The sequence below is a fragment of the Allobosea sp. LC85 genome, from assembly GCF_000735605.1.
GTDB lineage: Bacteria > Pseudomonadota > Alphaproteobacteria > Rhizobiales > Beijerinckiaceae > Allobosea.
This window is the reverse complement of record NZ_JPKG01000027.1, coordinates 306,862-323,401: the sequence shown is the minus strand read 5'-3', so window position 1 is coordinate 323,401 and position 16,540 is coordinate 306,862. Positions and strand designations below refer to the sequence as shown.

Annotated in this window: 12 protein-coding genes; 7 read left to right on the top strand and 5 right to left on the bottom strand. The window is 63.7% G+C overall.

Annotated elements, in window-relative coordinates; all coding sequences use genetic code 11:
* The 5 genes from FG93_RS32400 to FG93_RS13610 all read left to right on the top strand — a co-directional run.
* Positions 1 to 128 (top strand): aldehyde dehydrogenase family protein (locus tag FG93_RS32400; protein ID WP_152579426.1); only part of this gene is annotated, 128 nt, incomplete at its 5' end.
* A 102-nt stretch (positions 129 to 230) separates the two neighbouring features.
* Positions 231 to 1,250, top strand: a complete 1,020-nt coding sequence (locus FG93_RS13625; protein ID WP_052513727.1) for a putative 2-aminoethylphosphonate ABC transporter substrate-binding protein — start codon at positions 231 to 233, stop codon at positions 1,248 to 1,250.
* Positions 1,251 to 1,373: 123 nt separating this feature from the next.
* The gene (locus FG93_RS13620) at positions 1,374 to 2,465 is read left to right on the top strand and encodes a putative 2-aminoethylphosphonate ABC transporter ATP-binding protein (protein ID WP_244448607.1); all 1,092 of its coding nucleotides are present in this window, start codon (positions 1,374 to 1,376) and stop codon (positions 2,463 to 2,465) included.
* On the top strand, positions 2,462 to 4,177 hold the full coding sequence (locus FG93_RS13615) for a putative 2-aminoethylphosphonate ABC transporter permease subunit (protein ID WP_043235056.1): 1,716 nt from the start codon (positions 2,462 to 2,464) through the stop codon (positions 4,175 to 4,177). Before FG93_RS13620 ends, FG93_RS13615 begins: the two co-directional genes overlap by 4 nt.
* 185 nt (positions 4,178 to 4,362) lie before the next feature.
* The gene (locus tag FG93_RS13610) at positions 4,363 to 6,027 is read left to right on the top strand and encodes a Na/Pi cotransporter family protein (protein ID WP_043235054.1); all 1,665 of its coding nucleotides are present in this window, start codon (positions 4,363 to 4,365) and stop codon (positions 6,025 to 6,027) included.
* Positions 6,028 to 6,208: 181 nt separating this feature from the next.
* Here FG93_RS13610 and purU read toward each other — a convergent pair whose 3' ends face one another.
* The 4 genes from purU to FG93_RS13590 all read right to left on the bottom strand — a co-directional run bounded on the left by purU (position 6,209) and on the right by FG93_RS13590 (position 11,973).
* Positions 6,209 to 7,111, bottom strand: coding sequence for a formyltetrahydrofolate deformylase (purU, locus tag FG93_RS13605; protein ID WP_244448606.1), 903 nt, complete (start codon positions 7,109 to 7,111; stop codon positions 6,209 to 6,211).
* A gap of 4 nt (positions 7,112 to 7,115) precedes the next feature.
* Positions 7,116 to 9,545 (bottom strand): FAD-dependent oxidoreductase, encoded by a 2,430-nt coding sequence (locus FG93_RS13600; RefSeq protein ID WP_043235052.1) that lies wholly within the window; start codon positions 9,543 to 9,545, stop codon positions 7,116 to 7,118.
* 72 nt (positions 9,546 to 9,617) lie between these two features.
* Positions 9,618 to 10,388: a DeoR/GlpR family DNA-binding transcription regulator gene (locus FG93_RS13595; protein ID WP_043235051.1), complete on the bottom strand. Its 771-nt coding sequence runs from the start codon at positions 10,386 to 10,388 to the stop codon at positions 9,618 to 9,620.
* Between the two features lie 649 nt (positions 10,389 to 11,037).
* Positions 11,038 to 11,973, bottom strand: coding sequence for an XrtA system polysaccharide deacetylase (locus FG93_RS13590; protein ID WP_052513726.1), 936 nt, complete (start codon positions 11,971 to 11,973; stop codon positions 11,038 to 11,040).
* A 351-nt stretch (positions 11,974 to 12,324) separates the two neighbouring features.
* Between FG93_RS13590 and FG93_RS13585 the strand changes: the two genes are divergently transcribed.
* On the top strand, positions 12,325 to 13,374 hold the full coding sequence (locus FG93_RS13585; protein ID WP_043235049.1) for a FemAB family XrtA/PEP-CTERM system-associated protein: 1,050 nt from the start codon (positions 12,325 to 12,327) through the stop codon (positions 13,372 to 13,374).
* Between the two features lie 83 nt (positions 13,375 to 13,457).
* Here FG93_RS13585 and FG93_RS13580 read toward each other — a convergent pair whose 3' ends face one another.
* Entirely contained in the window at positions 13,458 to 14,699 is a 1,242-nt protein-coding gene (locus FG93_RS13580) for a hypothetical protein (RefSeq protein WP_052513725.1), read from the bottom strand.
* Between the two features lie 328 nt (positions 14,700 to 15,027).
* Between FG93_RS13580 and FG93_RS13575 the strand changes: the two genes are divergently transcribed.
* Complete coding sequence (locus FG93_RS13575) at positions 15,028 to 16,197, top strand: acyltransferase (RefSeq protein WP_052513724.1); 1,170 nt, start codon at positions 15,028 to 15,030, stop codon at positions 16,195 to 16,197.
* Positions 16,198 to 16,540 lie beyond the last annotated feature (343 nt).

Here is a 16,540-nt window from a genome sequence, read left to right as displayed (position 1 = left end):
GCTACCGCATCGAGATGTCGCCCTTCGGCGGCATCAAGGATTCCGGCCTCGGCTACAAGGAGGGCGTCGTCGAAGCCATGAAGAGCTTCACCAACGTCAAGACCTGGTCCCTGCCCTGGACCGCATGACAAACATAAGCAGCGCAGGCGGAGCGATCCGCCTGCGTTTTACGATCTCAGGGGAAAACGCCGAAAGAGCGCTCTAATCGATCACAACGAGGGGATGAGAAGATGAAGAACTGGCTTGCTTCCTGCGTCATCGGAGCATTCGCGCTCGCGCTGCCCGGTGTCGCCCAGGCGCAGAAGACGAAGGTAACGATCTACACCGCTCTCGAGAACGACCAGCTCGGACCGTTCAAGGCCTCGATCGAGAAGGCTGTGCCGGAGGCAGAAGTCGTCTGGGTCCGCGACTCCACCGGCGTCATCACCGCCCGCTTCCTAGCCGAAAAGGACAATCCGCGGGCCGACATGGTGATCGGGCTCGCGGCCTCCAGCCTGCTCATGTTCGAAAAGGCCGGGCTGCTGGAAACCTACAAGCCGGCCGGCGCCGAAGCGCTGAAGCCGGTGTTCCGCGATACCAACGGCCCCTATACTTGGACCGGCATGGACGCTTATCTCGGCGTCGTCTGCTACAATACCGCCGAGGCCAAGGGCGTGCCCGTGCCGTCCTCGTGGAAGGACCTGCTCAACCCGGCTTTCAAGGGCAAGATCGTGATGCCCCATCCGGCCTCCTCCGGCACCGGCTATCTGATGGTCGCCGGCTGGCTGCAGAGCATGGGCGAGGCCGAGGGCTGGAAGTTCATGGACGGGCTGCACGAGAACATCGGCGCCTATCTCCATTCGGGTTCCGCGCCCTGCGTGCAGGCCGCCCGCGGCGAGCGCACCATCGGTCTGGCGCTCGACATGCGCGGCGCGTCCGAGAAGAGCAAGGGCGCGCCGATCGAGGTCGTGATCCCGAAGGAGGGCGTGGGCTGGGAAATGGAAGCCAGCGCCATCGTCAAGGGTAGCAAGAACCTCTCCGTCTCCAAGAAGATCGCCGACTGGTCGACGACCAAGGGGGCGAACGAGCTTTACTCGAAGACCTACGCCATCGTGGCTGCGCCGGGCGTCGAGAACAAGCCGGCGAACTATCCCGCCAATGCCGAAGCGGGGATGATCAAGAACGACCTGGCCTGGATGGCCGACAATCGCGAGCGCGTGCTCGCCGAATGGTCGAAGCGCTACGAGTCCAAGGCCGCGCCGAAGAACTGAGCCCTTGCCATGCCGCCGGCCGCTTGCGCGGGCCGGCGGCATGCTCCGTGCAAGACGCAAAGTGAGCGGCTTCGCCGTTGCCCGCGAGCCTGATCACTGCCCGTTCAGATGAAGGTAGGCACGATGTCCACGACCACGCCCCCATTCCTCTCGATCCGCGACCTCGCCAAGAATTACGGCGCGTTTCGGGCGTTGCACGATATCGATCTCGACATCCGCCGCGGCGAATTCGTCTGCTTTCTCGGGCCGTCCGGCTGCGGCAAGACGACATTGCTGCGGGCCATCGCCGGCCTCGACCAGCAGGATGGCGGCACCATCCACATGGGCGGGCGCGACGTGTCGCGGGCAAGTCCGTCGGAGCGCGACTTCGGGATCGTCTTCCAATCCTACGCGCTCTTCCCCAATCTCACCGTCACCGACAATGTCGGCTATGGTCTCGTCAACCGGCGTCGCTCCTCCGGCGACATCGCCCGCCGCGTCGAGGAGCTGCTGACGCTGGTCGGCCTGCCGGAGCAGGGCAGGAAATACCCGATCCAGCTTTCGGGTGGGCAGCAGCAGCGCGTGGCGCTGGCGCGCGCGCTTGCCACCTCGCCGGAGCTGCTGCTGCTCGATGAACCGCTATCGGCCCTCGACGCCAAGGTCCGGGTGCGCCTGCGCGACGAAATGCGCTCGCTGCAGCAGCGGCTCGGCGTGACCACGATCATGGTGACGCATGACCAGGAGGAGGCGCTGGCGATGGCCGACCGCATCGTCGTGATGCGCGACGGCGCCGTCGAGCAGGTCGGCACGCCGGAGGAGATCTACCGGCGCCCCGCCACGCCCTTCGTCGCCGATTTCGTCGGGCATATGACCTTCATGGATGCGATCGTGACCGGACCGGGCCAGGTCCGTGTGGACGAACTCGACCTGCTCGTCGCCAATGCGGCCCCCTTCGCCGTGGGAACGCCGGTGCGGCTGGCAATGCGGCCGGAGGAGGTTCGCACCCGCAGCATCGGGGACGATACGCCGAACCGCTTCGAAGCGCGGATCGGGGACCTGTCCTTCCTCGGTTCCTATTGCCGGGCGCATCTGGAGCCGACCAGTTCCCGTTCGACCCGGATCGCGGCCGATTTCTCGGCCAATGCGATGCGCGATCTCGGCATCACGGCGGGGCAGGTGCGCGCCGTCGCCTTTCCGCCCGAAGCCCTGCATGTCTTTGCGGGGGGTGGACGATGAGCGACCTCGCACCGCCGCTGCCGCTGATCGATGCGTCCGTGAAGGTTGCGCCGGTGCGGATCAGCGAGCGCCATGTCGCCGCGGTTCTGATCGTCGCGCTATGCGCGGTGCTGGTCCTCATCATCGCCCTGCCGCTCTGGGCGCTCCTCTCCAAAAGTCTCGAAGATACGCAGGGGCGCTTCGTCGGCCTGACGAATTTCGTCAGCTATGCGACGACGCCGGCGCTGTTCTTCTCGCTGCTCAACAGCCTCGCGGTCGCCAGCGCGACCACTGTGATCGTGGTGCCACTCGCCTTTCTCTACGCCTACGCGCTGCGCCGCAGCTGCATTCCGGCGAAGGGCGTCTTCCATGCGGCGGCGATGATCCCGGTCTTTGCGCCGTCCCTGCTCTCGGGCCTCGCGCTGATCTATGTCTTCGGCAACCAGGGGCTGCTCAAGTCCTGGATGATGGGCGCCTCGCTCTACGGCCCGGTCGGCATCATCGCGGCGGAGGTGCTCTACAGCTTTCCGCACGCCATGCTGATTCTCGTCACGGCGCTCGCACTGTCGGACGGCCGGCTGCGCGAAGCGGCGGAGGCGATGGGCACGTCGCGTTGGCGCATTTTCCGGACGATCACCCTTCCGGGCGCGCGCTACGGCGTGATCAGCGCCATCTTCGTCGTCTTCACGCTGGTGATCACCGATTTCGGCATTCCCAAGGTGATCGGCGGGCAGTTCAACGTGCTGGCGACCGACGCCTACAAGCAGGTCGTCGGCCAGCAGAATTTCCCGATGGGTGCCGTGGTCGGCATCATCCTGCTGGTGCCGGCGGTGCTCGCCTTCTTCGTCGATCGTGTGGTGCAGCGGCGCCAGGGCGCCATGCTGTCGGCCCGCGCCGTTCCCTATGTGCCGCAGCCTGACCGGCGCCGCGACCTCGCCCTGCTCGGCTTCGTCGCCGTGATCGCTTTTGCGATCGTCAGCCCCTACGCGATCGCCTTCTGGGGCTCCTTCGTCAAATACTGGCCCTACAACCTGTCCCTGACCCTGAGCAATTACGACTTCGCCGCGGTCGAGCCGGATGGCTGGAAGACCTATGCCAACTCGTTGCTGCTCGCGTCCCTGACAGCGGTGATCGGCACGGCGCTGATCTTCACCGGCGCCTATCTGATCGAGAAGGTGAAGCTGTACCCGCGGCTGCGCGCCTTCGCCCAGTTCCTCGCGATGCTGCCCATGGCCGTGCCCGGCCTCGTGCTCGGCCTGGGCTATGTCTTCTTCTTCAATGCGGGCTGGAATCCGCTTAGCTTCCTGTACGGGACGCTGACGATCCTGGTGATCAACACCATCGCCCATTTCTACACGGTCGGGCACATCACGGCGCTGACGAGCCTGAAGCAGCTCGACAGCGAGTTCGAGTCGGTTTCCGCCTCGCTCAAGGTGCCATTCTGGTCGACGTTCCGGCGGGTGACGGCGCCGATCTGCATGCCGGCGATCCTCGACATCGCGGTCTATGTCTTCGTCAACGCACTGACCACGGTCTCGGCCGTGATCTTCCTCTATGGCGCCGACACCAAGCTCGCCTCGATCGCGATCGTGCACATGGATGAGGCGGGCGCCATGGCGTCGGCCGCCGGCATGGCGAGCATCATCATGTTCACGGCCATTGCCGTGAAGCTCGCCCATGCTGGCCTCGACCGCCTGGTCTTCGGCCGCCTGCAGCACTGGCGGCAACGCTAGATCATCGGACCGGATAGCGTATTCGGGCCGATGATCCAGCCTCTCAGTATTCGCATCGGCCTTTCCGAAAACCGCAATCCACTTTTCGGGCCGATGATCCAGCCTTTCAGTATTCGCATCGGCCTTTCCGAAAACCGCAATCCACTTTTCGGGCCGATGCTTTCGGCGCGCGGGAGAACGCGATCATGACCGGGCAGACGCCGACCCAGATCCTGCTTGCGCTTGCTGGCGAGGTCGCCCTGCTGCTCTGGAGCGTGCAGCTCGTGACGGCGGGGGTATCGGCCGCTTTCGGCAGCCGGTTGCGAGCGCTGCTGGCAACAGGTCTCGACAGTCGTTGGCGGGCATTCGGCGCGGGGCTCATGGTGACGGCCGGCCTGCAATCCAGCACGGCGACTGCGATGATGATCGCCTCGTTCTCAGGCGCCGGATTGATCGCGCTGGCGCCGGCGCTGGCGATGATGCTCGGCGCCAATGTCGGGACGACGCTGATCGTCCAGTTCGTCGGCTTCGACACGAGCATCTTCGTGCCGCTCCTGCTCCTCGTCGGCTATGTCGGCATGCGCCGCTTTGGCCGGTTGGCAGCCAACGAAATGGCGAAGGCGCTGTTCGGACTGGGCCTGATGTTGCTGTCCTTGCGCCTGATGCAGGGCACAATGGCGCCGGTCGAGCACTCGCAGGTGCTGCGCACGGTTCTCGGCGCGCTCTCGGGCGATCCGCTGATTGCCTTGCTCCTGGCTGCGGTGCTCAGCTTTGCCGCTCATTCCTCCCTCGCGGCGATCCTGGTCGTGATGAGCCTTGCTGCGACAGGGGTCGTCGGAACCCAGACCATGCTGGCGATGGTGCTGGGCTGCAATCTCGGCACGGCGCTCAATCCCCTTGTTCAGGCCCTGAACGGGAATGCCGCGGCCAGGCGCGTGCCGGTGGGCAACCTCGCCAACCGCATCCTGGGCTGCGCGGCCGGGCTGCTGCTTCTGCCCGTGCTCACACCGATTGCGGAGCGGTTCGCGAGCCATTCGGCGCAATCGGCGGCGCTGTTCCACCTTGCCTTCAATATCGTGATGGCTCTGCTCTTCCTTGTCCCGCTGCCGGCTTTCGCGGGCGTTCTGACGCGCCTGCTGCCCGATCCTGCGCCGGAAGCGGACCCGTCGCGCCCGCGCTATCTCGATACCGCAGCGCTCACCACACCGACGCTCGCGCTCGCCAATGCGACCCGCGAAGTGCTGCACATGGCCGACGTCGTCGACGCGATGCTGAAGACGTCGCTGAGGGCGTTCGAGGGCGACGATCCGGCCCGAGTCGCCGAAGTCAGCCGGGCCGACGACGTGCTCGATAACCTCTATAACCAGATCCAGCTCTATGTCGGCGCGATTGCGCACGAGACGCTGTCGCAATCCGACGAGCACCGGCTCTCGGAGGTGCTCACATTGGCGATCAACCTCGAGCATATCGGCGACATCATCGAGAAGAACCTGATGCAGATGGCCGGCAAGCGCATCCGCGATCAGCGCCGGTTGCCTGAAGAAGCGCTCGCCCGCATCGCCGATACGCATGACAGGCTGCGGGATCATCTGCGCCTGGCACTCACGGTCTTCATCTCGCAGGACGAAGCGACGGCGCGCCGGATCGTGCGCGAGAAGGAAACCTTTCGCGAACTGGAGCGGGAAGCGATCGAGGCCCATCTCGCCGAGATGCGCACCGGCAGCCGCGAAGCGGTGATCGTCAGCGCTCTGCAGCTTGATATCGCGCGGGATCTGAAGCGCATCGACGCTCATATCGCCGCCACCGTGCACGGACTTCTCGAGCAGAGGGGAGCCCTGATGGGAAGCCGCCTGATGCGGGCGGGCGAGTGAATCCCGGCGACTGTGCCTGCGGGCCACTCTGGCCGGTCGATACCGTTGCCCTGCTTCGCCTGAGCTGAGCCAGGGCTCCTAGATCATCGGACCGGGAACCGCATCTGGTCCGATGATCTAACGCTTTGTGTTTGCATCGGCTTTGCCCCGAAAACCCCAATCCACTTTTCGGGCCGATGCTTTAGCGGAAGATGACGGTCCGCCGGCCGGCCAGCATCACCCGCCGTTCGACGTGCAGGCGCAGGGCGCGCGCCAGGACGACCGCCTCGATATCGCGCCCGACACTGACGAGATCGTCGGGAGCCAGCGAATGATCGGCGCGCGCAACGTCCTGGTCGATGATCGGGCCTTCGTCCAGATCAGGGGTGACGTAATGCGCCGTTGCTCCGATCAGCTTCACGCCGCGATCATAGGCCTGATGGTAAGGCTTGGCGCCCTTGAAGCTCGGCAGGAAGGAATGATGGATGTTGATCGCCCGCCCGTCGAGCGCGCGGCAGAGATCGTTGGAGAGCACCTGCATATAGCGGGCGAGGACGACCAGCGACGCATCGGTCTGCGCAACGAGCTCCAGCAGCTTTCCCTCCTGCTCCGCCTTCGTCTCCGCCGTGACCGGCAGATAGTGGAACGGGATGCCGTAGTTCTGCGCCAGCGGCTCGAAATCGCGGTGGTTCGAGACGATCGCGGGAATCGTGATGTTGAGATTCCCCGTTGCCTGGCGGAAGAGCAGATCGTTCAGGCAATGGCCGAAGCGTGACACCATCAGCAGAATGCGGGCCGGGCGGGCCGTGTCGACGGCGTCCCAGCTCATCTGGAAGGTTCCGGCCACGCCGTCGAACTCGCGCCGGAACGCCGTGTCGTCGAAGCGGTCGCCAGCGGCGAAGGCGACGCGCATGAAGAAGCGGGCGTCGCGCGGATCGCTGAACTGCGCGCTTTCCAGGATGTTGCAGCCGTGCCGATAGAGCACGCCGCTGACGGCATGCACGATGCCGGGCCGGTCCTCGCAGGCAAGGTTCAGGACACGGGCGGGCTTGCGCACGACGATGTCCCTGGGAATGGCGGGCGCGAGCGGCGTGAGATCGGTCAACCCCTCAGGCTCCACGCGCCGGCGCGCGGTCGAGCGGAGCAGCGAGGCTCGCCGTCACGGGGATCGCCGTGCCCGCGAGATCGATCGTCCAGTTGCGCGCGTCGAGCCAGGCCTGGTCGATAGGCTCGTGGCTTTGCGCCCAGCCGAGTGCAACGATTCCGCCGAGGGTTGCGCCGAACGCCGCAGAAGTGATCTCGCCGACTGGCCTGCCATCCGCCAGGATCGCCTCGCCGCCCCAGGCCATCTGACCGTTCGGACGGGGGCCGACAAGCGCGACCAGCCGCTTGGTGCGCGGAGCCGCGCGGGCAGCGGTGAGCGCGTCGCGGCCGATGAAATCGCCTTTGTTCAACTTCACGGCGAAGCCGAGGCCGGCCTCGTAGGGATTGACGTCCGGCGTCAGCTCGCGTCCCCAGGCGCGGAAGCCCTTCTCGATGCGCAGCGAGTCGACCGCGTAATATCCCACATCGACGAGACCGAGATCGGCTCCGGCGTCGTGCAGCACATCGTAGATGGCCGGCGCGAATTCCGCCGACACGTAGAGTTCGAAGCCGTCCCCCAGATAGGAACGGCGGCAAGCCCAGGTCGTGGCATAGCCGATGGTGATCTGCCGGATCGCGTTGGGCGGGAAATCGACGGGATCGAAGGAGACTGGCGAGACACGGCTGAGGATCTCGACCACCTTTGGGCCGGCCAGCGAGAGCACGGCATAGGCCGATGTCACGTCCGTCAGCGTCGCTCCCTCCGGGAGCTGGCGCCTGATCCAGTGCGCGTCACGCGTCGCCTGGGCGGTGCCGGTCAGGAGAAGATAGGTGTCAGGCGCAATGCGGGCGGCCGTGAGGTCGCTTTCGAAGGTGCCGCGTGCGTTGAGCAATGCAGTGTAGACCGAGCTGCCGACCGGAACGGCCACATCGTTGGAGGTGAGGCGCTGCAATGCCGCTTCGGCCTGCGGACCCTGCAGCAGGAATTTGGCGAAGCTGCTCATGTCGACGAGCCCCGCCGCCTCGCGGCAGGCACGATGCTCTGCGGCGACCGTTTCGAACCAGTTCTGCTGTCCGAAGGAATAGCGGATCGTCCGCTCCTCCTCGTTGCGGGCAAAATAGTTCGCGCGTTCCCAGCCCATCTTGGAGCCGAAGACAGCGTGCTTGGCGGCGAGGCGCTCATAGAGCGGCGAGCGGCGGAAGGGCCTTGCGGTATCGAGTTCGCGGTTCGGCCAGGGCATGGCGTAGTGAAGGCCGAGCGTCTCCTTGATGCGATCCTTCAGCCAGGCCGGATTGTTGTTGAAGTTCGCGAAGCGGCGGATGTCGACGGGCCAGAGATCGCTCGTCGCCTCGCCCGCGACGATCCATTCGGCCAGCGCGCTGCCGGCGCCGCCCGCAGACGCGATGCCCATGGAGTTGAAGCCGGCGCCGACATAGATGCCCGCCACTTCCGGAGCCTCGCCCAGAAGGAAGTTGTTGTCCGGCGTGAAGCTCTCGGGACCGTTGAGGAAGGTCTTGATCTCAGCCGTCTCCAGCGCCGGCACGCGCTGCAGCGCGTTTTCCATCAGGATGGCGAACTGGTCCCAGTCATCGGGCAGGAGCTGGAACTCGAACGGATAGGGGATGCCGTCCATGCCCCACGGTTTCGCATCGGGCTCGAAGCCGCCCATGACCAGGCCGCCGACTTCCTCCTTGTAGTAGGTGTAGCCATCGGGATCGCGCATGACGGGCAGGTCCGGCGTCACGCCCTCGATCTTGCCGGTGACGATGTACATGTGCTCGGCCGAATGCAGTGGCACCGACACGCCGCACATCTGTCCGACCGCGCGTGACCATTGTCCCGCGCAGATGGCCAGGACCTCGCATTCGACCCGGCCTTGGTCGGTCTGCACCGCCCTCACCCGTCCCCTCTCGGTCTCGATGCCGGTGACGCGGATACCTTCGCGCACGGTTGCGCCGCGGCTACGGGCGCCGCGCGCCAGCGCCTGGGTGATGTCGGACGGGTTCGCCTTGCCGTCGCCGGGAAGCCAGACGCCGCCGACGAGATCGTCGGTGCGCATCACCGGCCATTTGTCGCCGGCCTCCTTCGGGCTCAGCTCCTCGATTTCCACCCCCTGGGCGCGCGCTGCCGAAATGGTCCGGCGCAGCTGCGTCATCCGTTCGGGCGTGCGTGCGACCGAAACCGAGCCGCAGCGCTTCCAGCCCGTGGCGAGCTCGGTCTCCCGCTCGAGTGAAGCGTAGAGCTCCGTCGAATAGCGGATCAGGCGGGTCATGCTCGACTGGCTGCGCAGCTGCCCGACCAGACCCGCCGCGTGCCAGGTGGTGCCCGAGGACAGCCGCCCCTGTTCGAGCAGGAGCACATCGCGCCAGCCGAGTTTGGTCAGATGATAGGCGACAGAGCAGCCGACGATACCGCCGCCGATGATGACGACGCGAGCTTGGGTGGGAATGGACATGAGCGCCTCCGCGATGGAGGCAGTTTAGCAGGCAAAATCCACAAAACAACAAAAAACCACAAAACGGGCAAATTAGGAAACGACCAGGCGAACTCCGTTCTTCGTCAGATTCGCGGCGATCGGATCCGGCGGAAGCCGGTCGAGCAGCAGTCCCGCGCAGGTCTCGTCGGCGCCGATCCGGCTCGGCAGGACAAGGCCGAACTTGCTGCTGTCGGCCATCAGGAAGCCTTGCTCTGCGGCGCCCAAGAGGGCACTTCGGATGGCCGCTCCGGCTCGGGTGTAGTCGGTCAGCCGTCCCTCCGCGTCGACGCCGCCGACGCTGACGAAGGAGAAATCCGCCGAGAGGCGTCCGATCGCTCGCAGCGCTTCGGCGCCCGAGGTTGCATCCTCGTTGCGATCGAATTCGCCACCGATCAGGAAGACGCGGGCGCCCGGCAGCCGGCTGGCCAGCCGCGCGTTCTCAAGCGACGTGGTATGCACGACCAGCCGCTTTCGCTCCGATCGCGCCAGCGCGCGCACCACCGCTTCGGTCGTGGTGCCGGAATCGAGCAAAATGGTCATGCCATCGCCAAGCATGGCGGCGGCGAGAGTGGCGATCAGTTCCTTGCCTGCACGGTTCACGGTTCGGCGGCTGGCAAAGGATGCTTCCGAACGCTCGGATCGGATCGCTCCGCCGTGAACAACCGCCAGCAGACCGTCAGCCGACAAGGCCTTGAGGTCTCGCCGGATCGTCTCGCGAGAGACGTCGAGCGATCGGGCCAGTTCCTCGACGCTGATCGATTCCTGTCTTTCGAGACTTTCGAGGATGATGCGATGCCGTCGCGCAGCGATGTCGCGGGTCATGGAAACAGGCCAAAAATCCTAGTCGGCGGATGAAGCCATCACAATCTGCCACATGTCGTTGATTCGCGCTTGGCAATCGAGCGGGCACGGCCGGGTTCAATCGCAGCTCGGCCAAGGAGTGATTGATCGATCAGGTCGTCAAAGATCGCCAACTTGCCGGCCCCGTGTTTTTCTTGGATATTATTATCGCATGAAATGAGTTGAAAGATCGCGCGATGAGAGCTGCTCAAATTGTTTCCAGTCTTATTCTATTGACCAGCATTGCAGGCTGCACGCCGCGCGAGGAGTTCGCCTCACCCTCGGTTGTATCCACCGCAGCGCCCCGTACCCCGGCCGAGCGAAGCTATCTCGACGTCGGTCCCGCTCCCAGCCGGGGCGGCCCAGCCTATATCCAGGCGAACACGGCAAGTGGGCCACGGCAAACGGATTTCTTTGGCAACGACGTGCTGCCCCGCGCGCCATAGGATCCTGGAAATCTCACCCGACGCTGAGCCTGTGGCAAGGGTAGGTGCCTGGTCCGACGACATTGATGGTCGGGCCTGATCGCCAGGGCGTGCCGACGGTCCAACGCCGCTCCCAATGCCGGATGCTCGTCGAGATGCTGACCGAGACATTGAGCGATTCGGCCTCGAGGAGGAGAAAGCCAAACTCATCGACCTACCGCTTGTCGCGGCGTGGCGTCACGATTCGGGTACCCTTGATCGATCAGATCGCCGATCGTAGTCCATGGGAATGCGCCCGCAAGCGCGATGAAGCGCTCTTCGCACCGCCCAAGATTGACGCGATGGCGAAACCTCTCTGTGGCCTTCAGTCCGGAAATGCGCGGCTGACCGGCATCGATCTCCCAGGGATGGATGTAGAATACATAAGGTCGCCCGGAGCGCAGGATGGCGCGTATGCCCTGGCTCCACAGCGCATAGGGAGCCAGCCGAAAATATCCGCCGCCCCCCCAAGGGATCCCGCGCTTGCCGAGCGGGAGGCACGATATGCAGACCTCATGGAAACCGTCGCCCAGCAAGGCGACGGGCGTACCCGTATGCACTCCGGTCAGCCTGCCATACCGATCATGCGCGATCGTCGGCACGACCGACGAATCGTACTCGAAGCCGAGTTGCTGCAAGATCGGAATGGCCCAGTCCATTATGGAGAACGACGGCGCGCGATAACCACGCACCCGCATGCCCAGCAGGTCTTCGAGATATTTCTTGGCGCGCGAAACATCGGCTCGAAACTCGCCTGGCTGGAGCGACGTGACAAGCTGATGCCCGTGCCCGTGACACGCTACTTCATGCCCTCCTTCGGCGATGGCGCGCACGAGCCCCGGGCATCGTTCGGCCACCCAGCCCAGAACGAAGAACGTCGCACGGATATTGGCCGCATCGAGGATCTGTAAGATCCGCATGGTGTTGCGTTCGACACGCGATTCGCAATCGTTCCATGCCTCCCGCGGAACCACGCCTGCCAGGTTGGCGGCATGGAACCAATCCTCGACATCGATTGAGAGCGCGGTCTGGCCAAGGCCGGCCTGGCCAACACCTTGCTTTGCGGAAGCATCCGCTCCGTCTCGGCTCGGAGCAATCGCCAAGTGGCCACTCGCGTGGCCTTCCGAGAAGGTCTCGGAACCCGCGATACGCCGAGGGGGCGAGCATATCGAGTAATCGACCGCAGAAACCTGTTTCATCGATCGGGCGGCCCATCGACTTGTTGCAACAAGAACGAATATCAGTACCACGGCAAACAAAATGTGACTGATTATCCAAGGGGGTATACCTCTTGATGAGTATGCTGTTTCTAACCTGATGCTCTTCGTCCAAGGATGAAATCGGCGCATTATGCTTCCCAATGCGGCGGGCTCTCTCGCTTGATGAACGCGTGAGAGGGCAGCACGGGGACCATCTCCGTTCGATGGTCTGGTCATCGGGAGCGGCGATCAAAAATGCAGTACCTCGAGGTTGTCGATCTTTCGCAAACGGGGGGTGACGACGAGTGGCAGGCCTATGTCGACAGCATTCCAGGCTCGTCCCAGTATTACGGGCTTGAATGGCGAGGGATTTCGGAGCGCAGCTTTGGCCATCGAAGCTGGTACTTGATGGTGCGCGGCGGCGGTCGTGTGCGCGGTGTCCTTCCGCTTGTCGAGATGCAAAGCGCCTTGTTCGGGCACTTCTTCGTATCGCTGCCCTTTCTGGACTATGGCGGCATCCTGGCCGACACGCCGGAATGCGAGGCGGCGCTGGCAACCGCTGCCGCAGACCTCGCCGCGAAGCGAGGCGCGCGCCACATCGAGTTGCGGCAACCGGGCGCGGCGACGCACTTCACGGACGAAAGCTGGACGGTTCGCCAGCATAAGGCGGCGCTCGTGGTCGATCTCAGTGAAAATCAGGAGAAGATTTGGTCAAACCTGAGCTCGCGCCTGCGCGGGAAGGTAAGAAAGGCAACGAAATCCGGAGCGGTTTTCTCGGTTGAAGGCAGCGAAGCGCTCGGGGATTTCTACCGCGTCTTCGCCCTGAACATGCGGGATCTCGGAACGCCGGTCTATAGCCCGGCCTTCTTTGAGAATATCCTGCAGTCGACGAAGGATACGGTGATCCTGTTGGTGCGTCGTGAGGGGCGTGCAGTTGCCGGCGCGATCGCACTGCGGCGCGGAGAGCGGATCGAGTTGCCATGGATTTGTTCCGACTACGCGCACGCTTCCCATCAGGTGAATGAGTTCCTGTACTGGAACGCAATCACATGGGCAGGCGATCTCGGCGCACGCGAACTCGATCTCGGCCGCTGCTCGATCGATTCAGGGACCTATCGTTTCAAGATGCAATGGAATCCCGAGGTGCGCCCATTGTCCTGGTATTATTGGTTGGCGCCCGGCACCGCGATGCCGGAGTTGAGCCCCAGCAATACCAAATATGCCTTCGCGATCCGCTGCTGGAAAAGAATGCCGGTGGCACTGGCGAACCGGCTAGGACCATGGATTGTCCGCAGCATTCCCTGAGGCCCTGCTCGTCCCGCTCCTAAAACCGTCTGCGCTGCAGACCCGATGGCTGCGCCCCGGCAGCCATCGCCGTTCAGATCCGATCACTCCTCTGGCCAGATCACGCGAGAGACGTAGTCCGCCACTGGGCCACCGGCGACGCCCCAGTTACTGGACCAGATCACTTGCGATCCATCTGGCGATGGCGAGGCATGCGTCTCACTGATGTAGTCTCGCAGGGCGTTGCGTGTCTGGGCGATGCGCCGAATTTCGCCGCTTCCATCGATACGGAGCGCGACGACCTCCTGATAAAATGGCGCCCTGCCGACGCTGCCGGCGATCCGGTCATAGCTGCCTTCATAGCTAATAAAGACCCAGCCTGGACGATCGGTATTGCGCGTTGAGGCATGTGCGCCATAGCCCGAAGGCGCGAGATCAGTGACCACGCCGTCCGACAGCCTGCGTTTGATGATGTGCCACTTGTCGGGATCAGCCTTGCTGATGCCCACGTAGACATCGCTGCCATCGGCATCGATCATCATGTCACCATGTCCCGGACGATGATGCTCCGTCCAACTCTGCACTACTTTGCCGTCTACGGTCAGAATATGCGCGACGTCAGTCCGATCGTCCCTTGTACTCAAACACGCGATGTATCGTCCGCTAGGCGAGATGCCGCAGTAGTCGTTCAGCCCTGGCAGCGTTGCCAGGTCAATATCCGGATACTTCCTTCCTTCCTTAATGTCGTAGGCGAAGGCGACCAGCGCGCCCGCCCGGTTAGTTGCGCGCAGAACCAGCCGATTGCCATCAAGCGACAGATTACCTTTGTAAGGACCAAATTGGATTCGTTTATAATCCTTTGGCGCGTAGATCACGGTTCTGCCGTTGGCCCGGGGCGCCCAAGCATAGACCTCGGAGTCTCTTACGCAGATCAGGAGCGCCGGATCTGTCGGATGCCATTTGCAGTCGTCGTCGACCGGGCGATGGAAGACGGGCTCATAGGTCTGACCATCCAGAAAGCAGAAGCCGTTGCAGCCCTTGGAGATAGCCAGCAGCGTCTGATCGGCGTTCCAGGCCTGCGTGCTGGAATAGCGGTGCCGGCAATAGGCCTCAGCGCAGACAACACCGGCCGCCATACGCCGCCCCGGGTCCGTTACCCGAGTGAAATGCGTGCCCAGCACCGGATCCGTAGCCAGTTGACGATACGCCGGGCGATTCATTGGCGGCGCGGTCAAGACGGACGCATTGGCCAGTCGCTCGCCGGCTGAAGCTTCGCAGCCCAAGGCCACAATCAGCAAGGCCGCCAGCCCGCAGCTCTTTGAGATCCATGAAGAAAGTGTGCTCACGGGGCTTCCTCATTCTGGCCCGTTCACAGGTCGAAAGCCCCGCCGACTGTTCCCGGAACGAGCCGCTGGGTGCATCCTGCCGGCTATCGTGACAGCAGCCGCGTCGCTTCGCAGATGAGGCAGATCGACGCTACCCAATCAGAGGTAGCGCCCGTTCGAGGGTACCCCTCCACCTACTGGTCATAACACCTGTTAGCCAAGCCGAGCACAGACGCGCGAAGTAAGCTTGGCGGCAAGAGGCAGCTTCACCAAACCTTTGCCGACGTCATGCTGTCGAGTGGCATCGTCGTTCGGCACCCCGCCCACGGGATGGTGCGAGAATGACGAGATGACAGTATTCTCTCAGGCCGCAGCTGCGACCGTCGACGAACGGACCATTGCGTGTCCAGGCAAGAAGGCCTCGCCCAAGCTGATCCTGGTCCAGAGCCTCCGGGTCTTTGCGGCTCTCGCCGTCGTTTTCTACCATGCGCAATACGACGCCGAATCCCTCGCGGTTCGCTTCGGCATCGCCTATCAACCCAGCGCTCTGCTGCCCTGGCCGGCAGGTGTGGACGTGTTCTTCGTCATCTCCGGCTTCATCATGGTCCATACGTCACGGAAGCTTTTCGCGACCGTCGACGGCCCTCGCGTCTTTCTCTCTCGTCGCATCGCTCGCGTCGTGCCGATCTACTGGGCCATTGTCACCGTCTACCTCGTCATCGGCCAGTTGGCTCCAGCGGCGCTCAATCGGGATGCTCCGGACCTGTCTGCCATACTGACAACCTATCTCTTCATCCCCTTCCCGCAGCCGAACGGCGTGGTCCATCCGGTCTATGCGCTCGGCTGGACGCTCAACTATGAGATGTTCTTCTATTCGATCTTCGCAGGCGCGCTGCTGTTGCAGCGCGAGAGGGCGGTCCTGGCGGTTGCGGCCGTGCTCTTGAGTCTCGTCGCATTTGGCCGCGTCTCGCAGGCTCTGCCGGTGCCGCTGGCGTTCTGGAGCGAACCAATCGTGCTTGAGTTCGTTTTTGGCATGGCGCTCGCATTGCTGGCCGAAAAGGGTTGTCTGCTGTCACCAATGGGCCGCTTCGGCCTCTTTGCCATCGCGCTGCTGCTCCTGCACCTGGACCTTGCCAAGCCGGGCGGAGCGCTCCTGCTGCCGCAGGTCCTCGCCTATGGCATACCCGCAGCGTTTCTGGTCGCAGCTGCAGTTCTGGGCCCTGTTTCGCTGGCCTGGTCCAGCGTGGAATATACAGTGGCCGCTCTGGGAGATGCGTCTTATGCGCTCTACCTCGTGCATCCCTTTGCCATCCGCGCGCTGCGCGAGCTGTTTGCTTATGGTGGGTTGGCGACGGGGATGGGGATCGGAGCCTTTGTCATCTCCGCCGTGCTCGCAGCTGTTGTCCTCGCCCTCGTCGTTTATCGTTTCGTCGAGAAGCCGATGACGCAAGTCGTCCGCGGTTGGCTGCGCGTGCGAGCTGAAACGAAGCTGGCACGGATGCGCGACGCGCCGGAGTAGTGACCAGGGCGATCTGAATCAGCCGCCGCTCCCGTGAACAGCCAGGGCACGCCCGGCAGTCCCACAGGCGATCGCGACGACAACCGAGTGGCCCTATTCGCGCGCCCCTTCCACGTGCCGGGTCCGAACCCGTCGTCCGGATTTGCGCCGCCACGCTGGTCATGTCTCCGGCCACCGCTAACCCAAAAGGCGTAGGCATCAGCCCAAATGGAAGTAGGTATCATGCATAAGTCTTAAAATGCCTAATTAGCTTGGCGATATATGCATCAACATCCCTTATATCGTATCATTCCCATGCGAACGAGCGAGCTATATTGAAAATCCTTTGAATAAACGGTGAGAT

Bases quoted from the DNA above. Each gene is read 5' to 3' on its own strand.
- FG93_RS13625 (WP_052513727.1), top strand. From the start codon at position 231: ATGAAGAACTGGCTTGCTTCCTGCGTCATCGGAGCATTCGCGCTCGCG.
- FG93_RS13615 (WP_043235056.1), top strand. From the start codon at position 2,462: ATGAGCGACCTCGCACCGCCGCTGCCGCTGATCGATGCGTCCGTGAAG.
- FG93_RS13620 (WP_244448607.1), top strand. From the start codon at position 1,374: ATGTCCACGACCACGCCCCCATTCCTCTCGATCCGCGACCTCGCCAAG.
- FG93_RS13585 (WP_043235049.1), top strand. From the start codon at position 12,325: ATGCAGTACCTCGAGGTTGTCGATCTTTCGCAAACGGGGGGTGACGAC.
- FG93_RS13600 (WP_043235052.1), bottom strand. From the start codon at position 9,545: ATGTCCATTCCCACCCAAGCTCGCGTCGTCATCATCGGCGGCGGTATC.
- FG93_RS13575 (WP_052513724.1), top strand. From the start codon at position 15,028: ATGACAGTATTCTCTCAGGCCGCAGCTGCGACCGTCGACGAACGGACC.
- FG93_RS13595 (WP_043235051.1), bottom strand. From the start codon at position 10,388: ATGACCCGCGACATCGCTGCGCGACGGCATCGCATCATCCTCGAAAGT.
- FG93_RS13610 (WP_043235054.1), top strand. From the start codon at position 4,363: ATGACCGGGCAGACGCCGACCCAGATCCTGCTTGCGCTTGCTGGCGAG.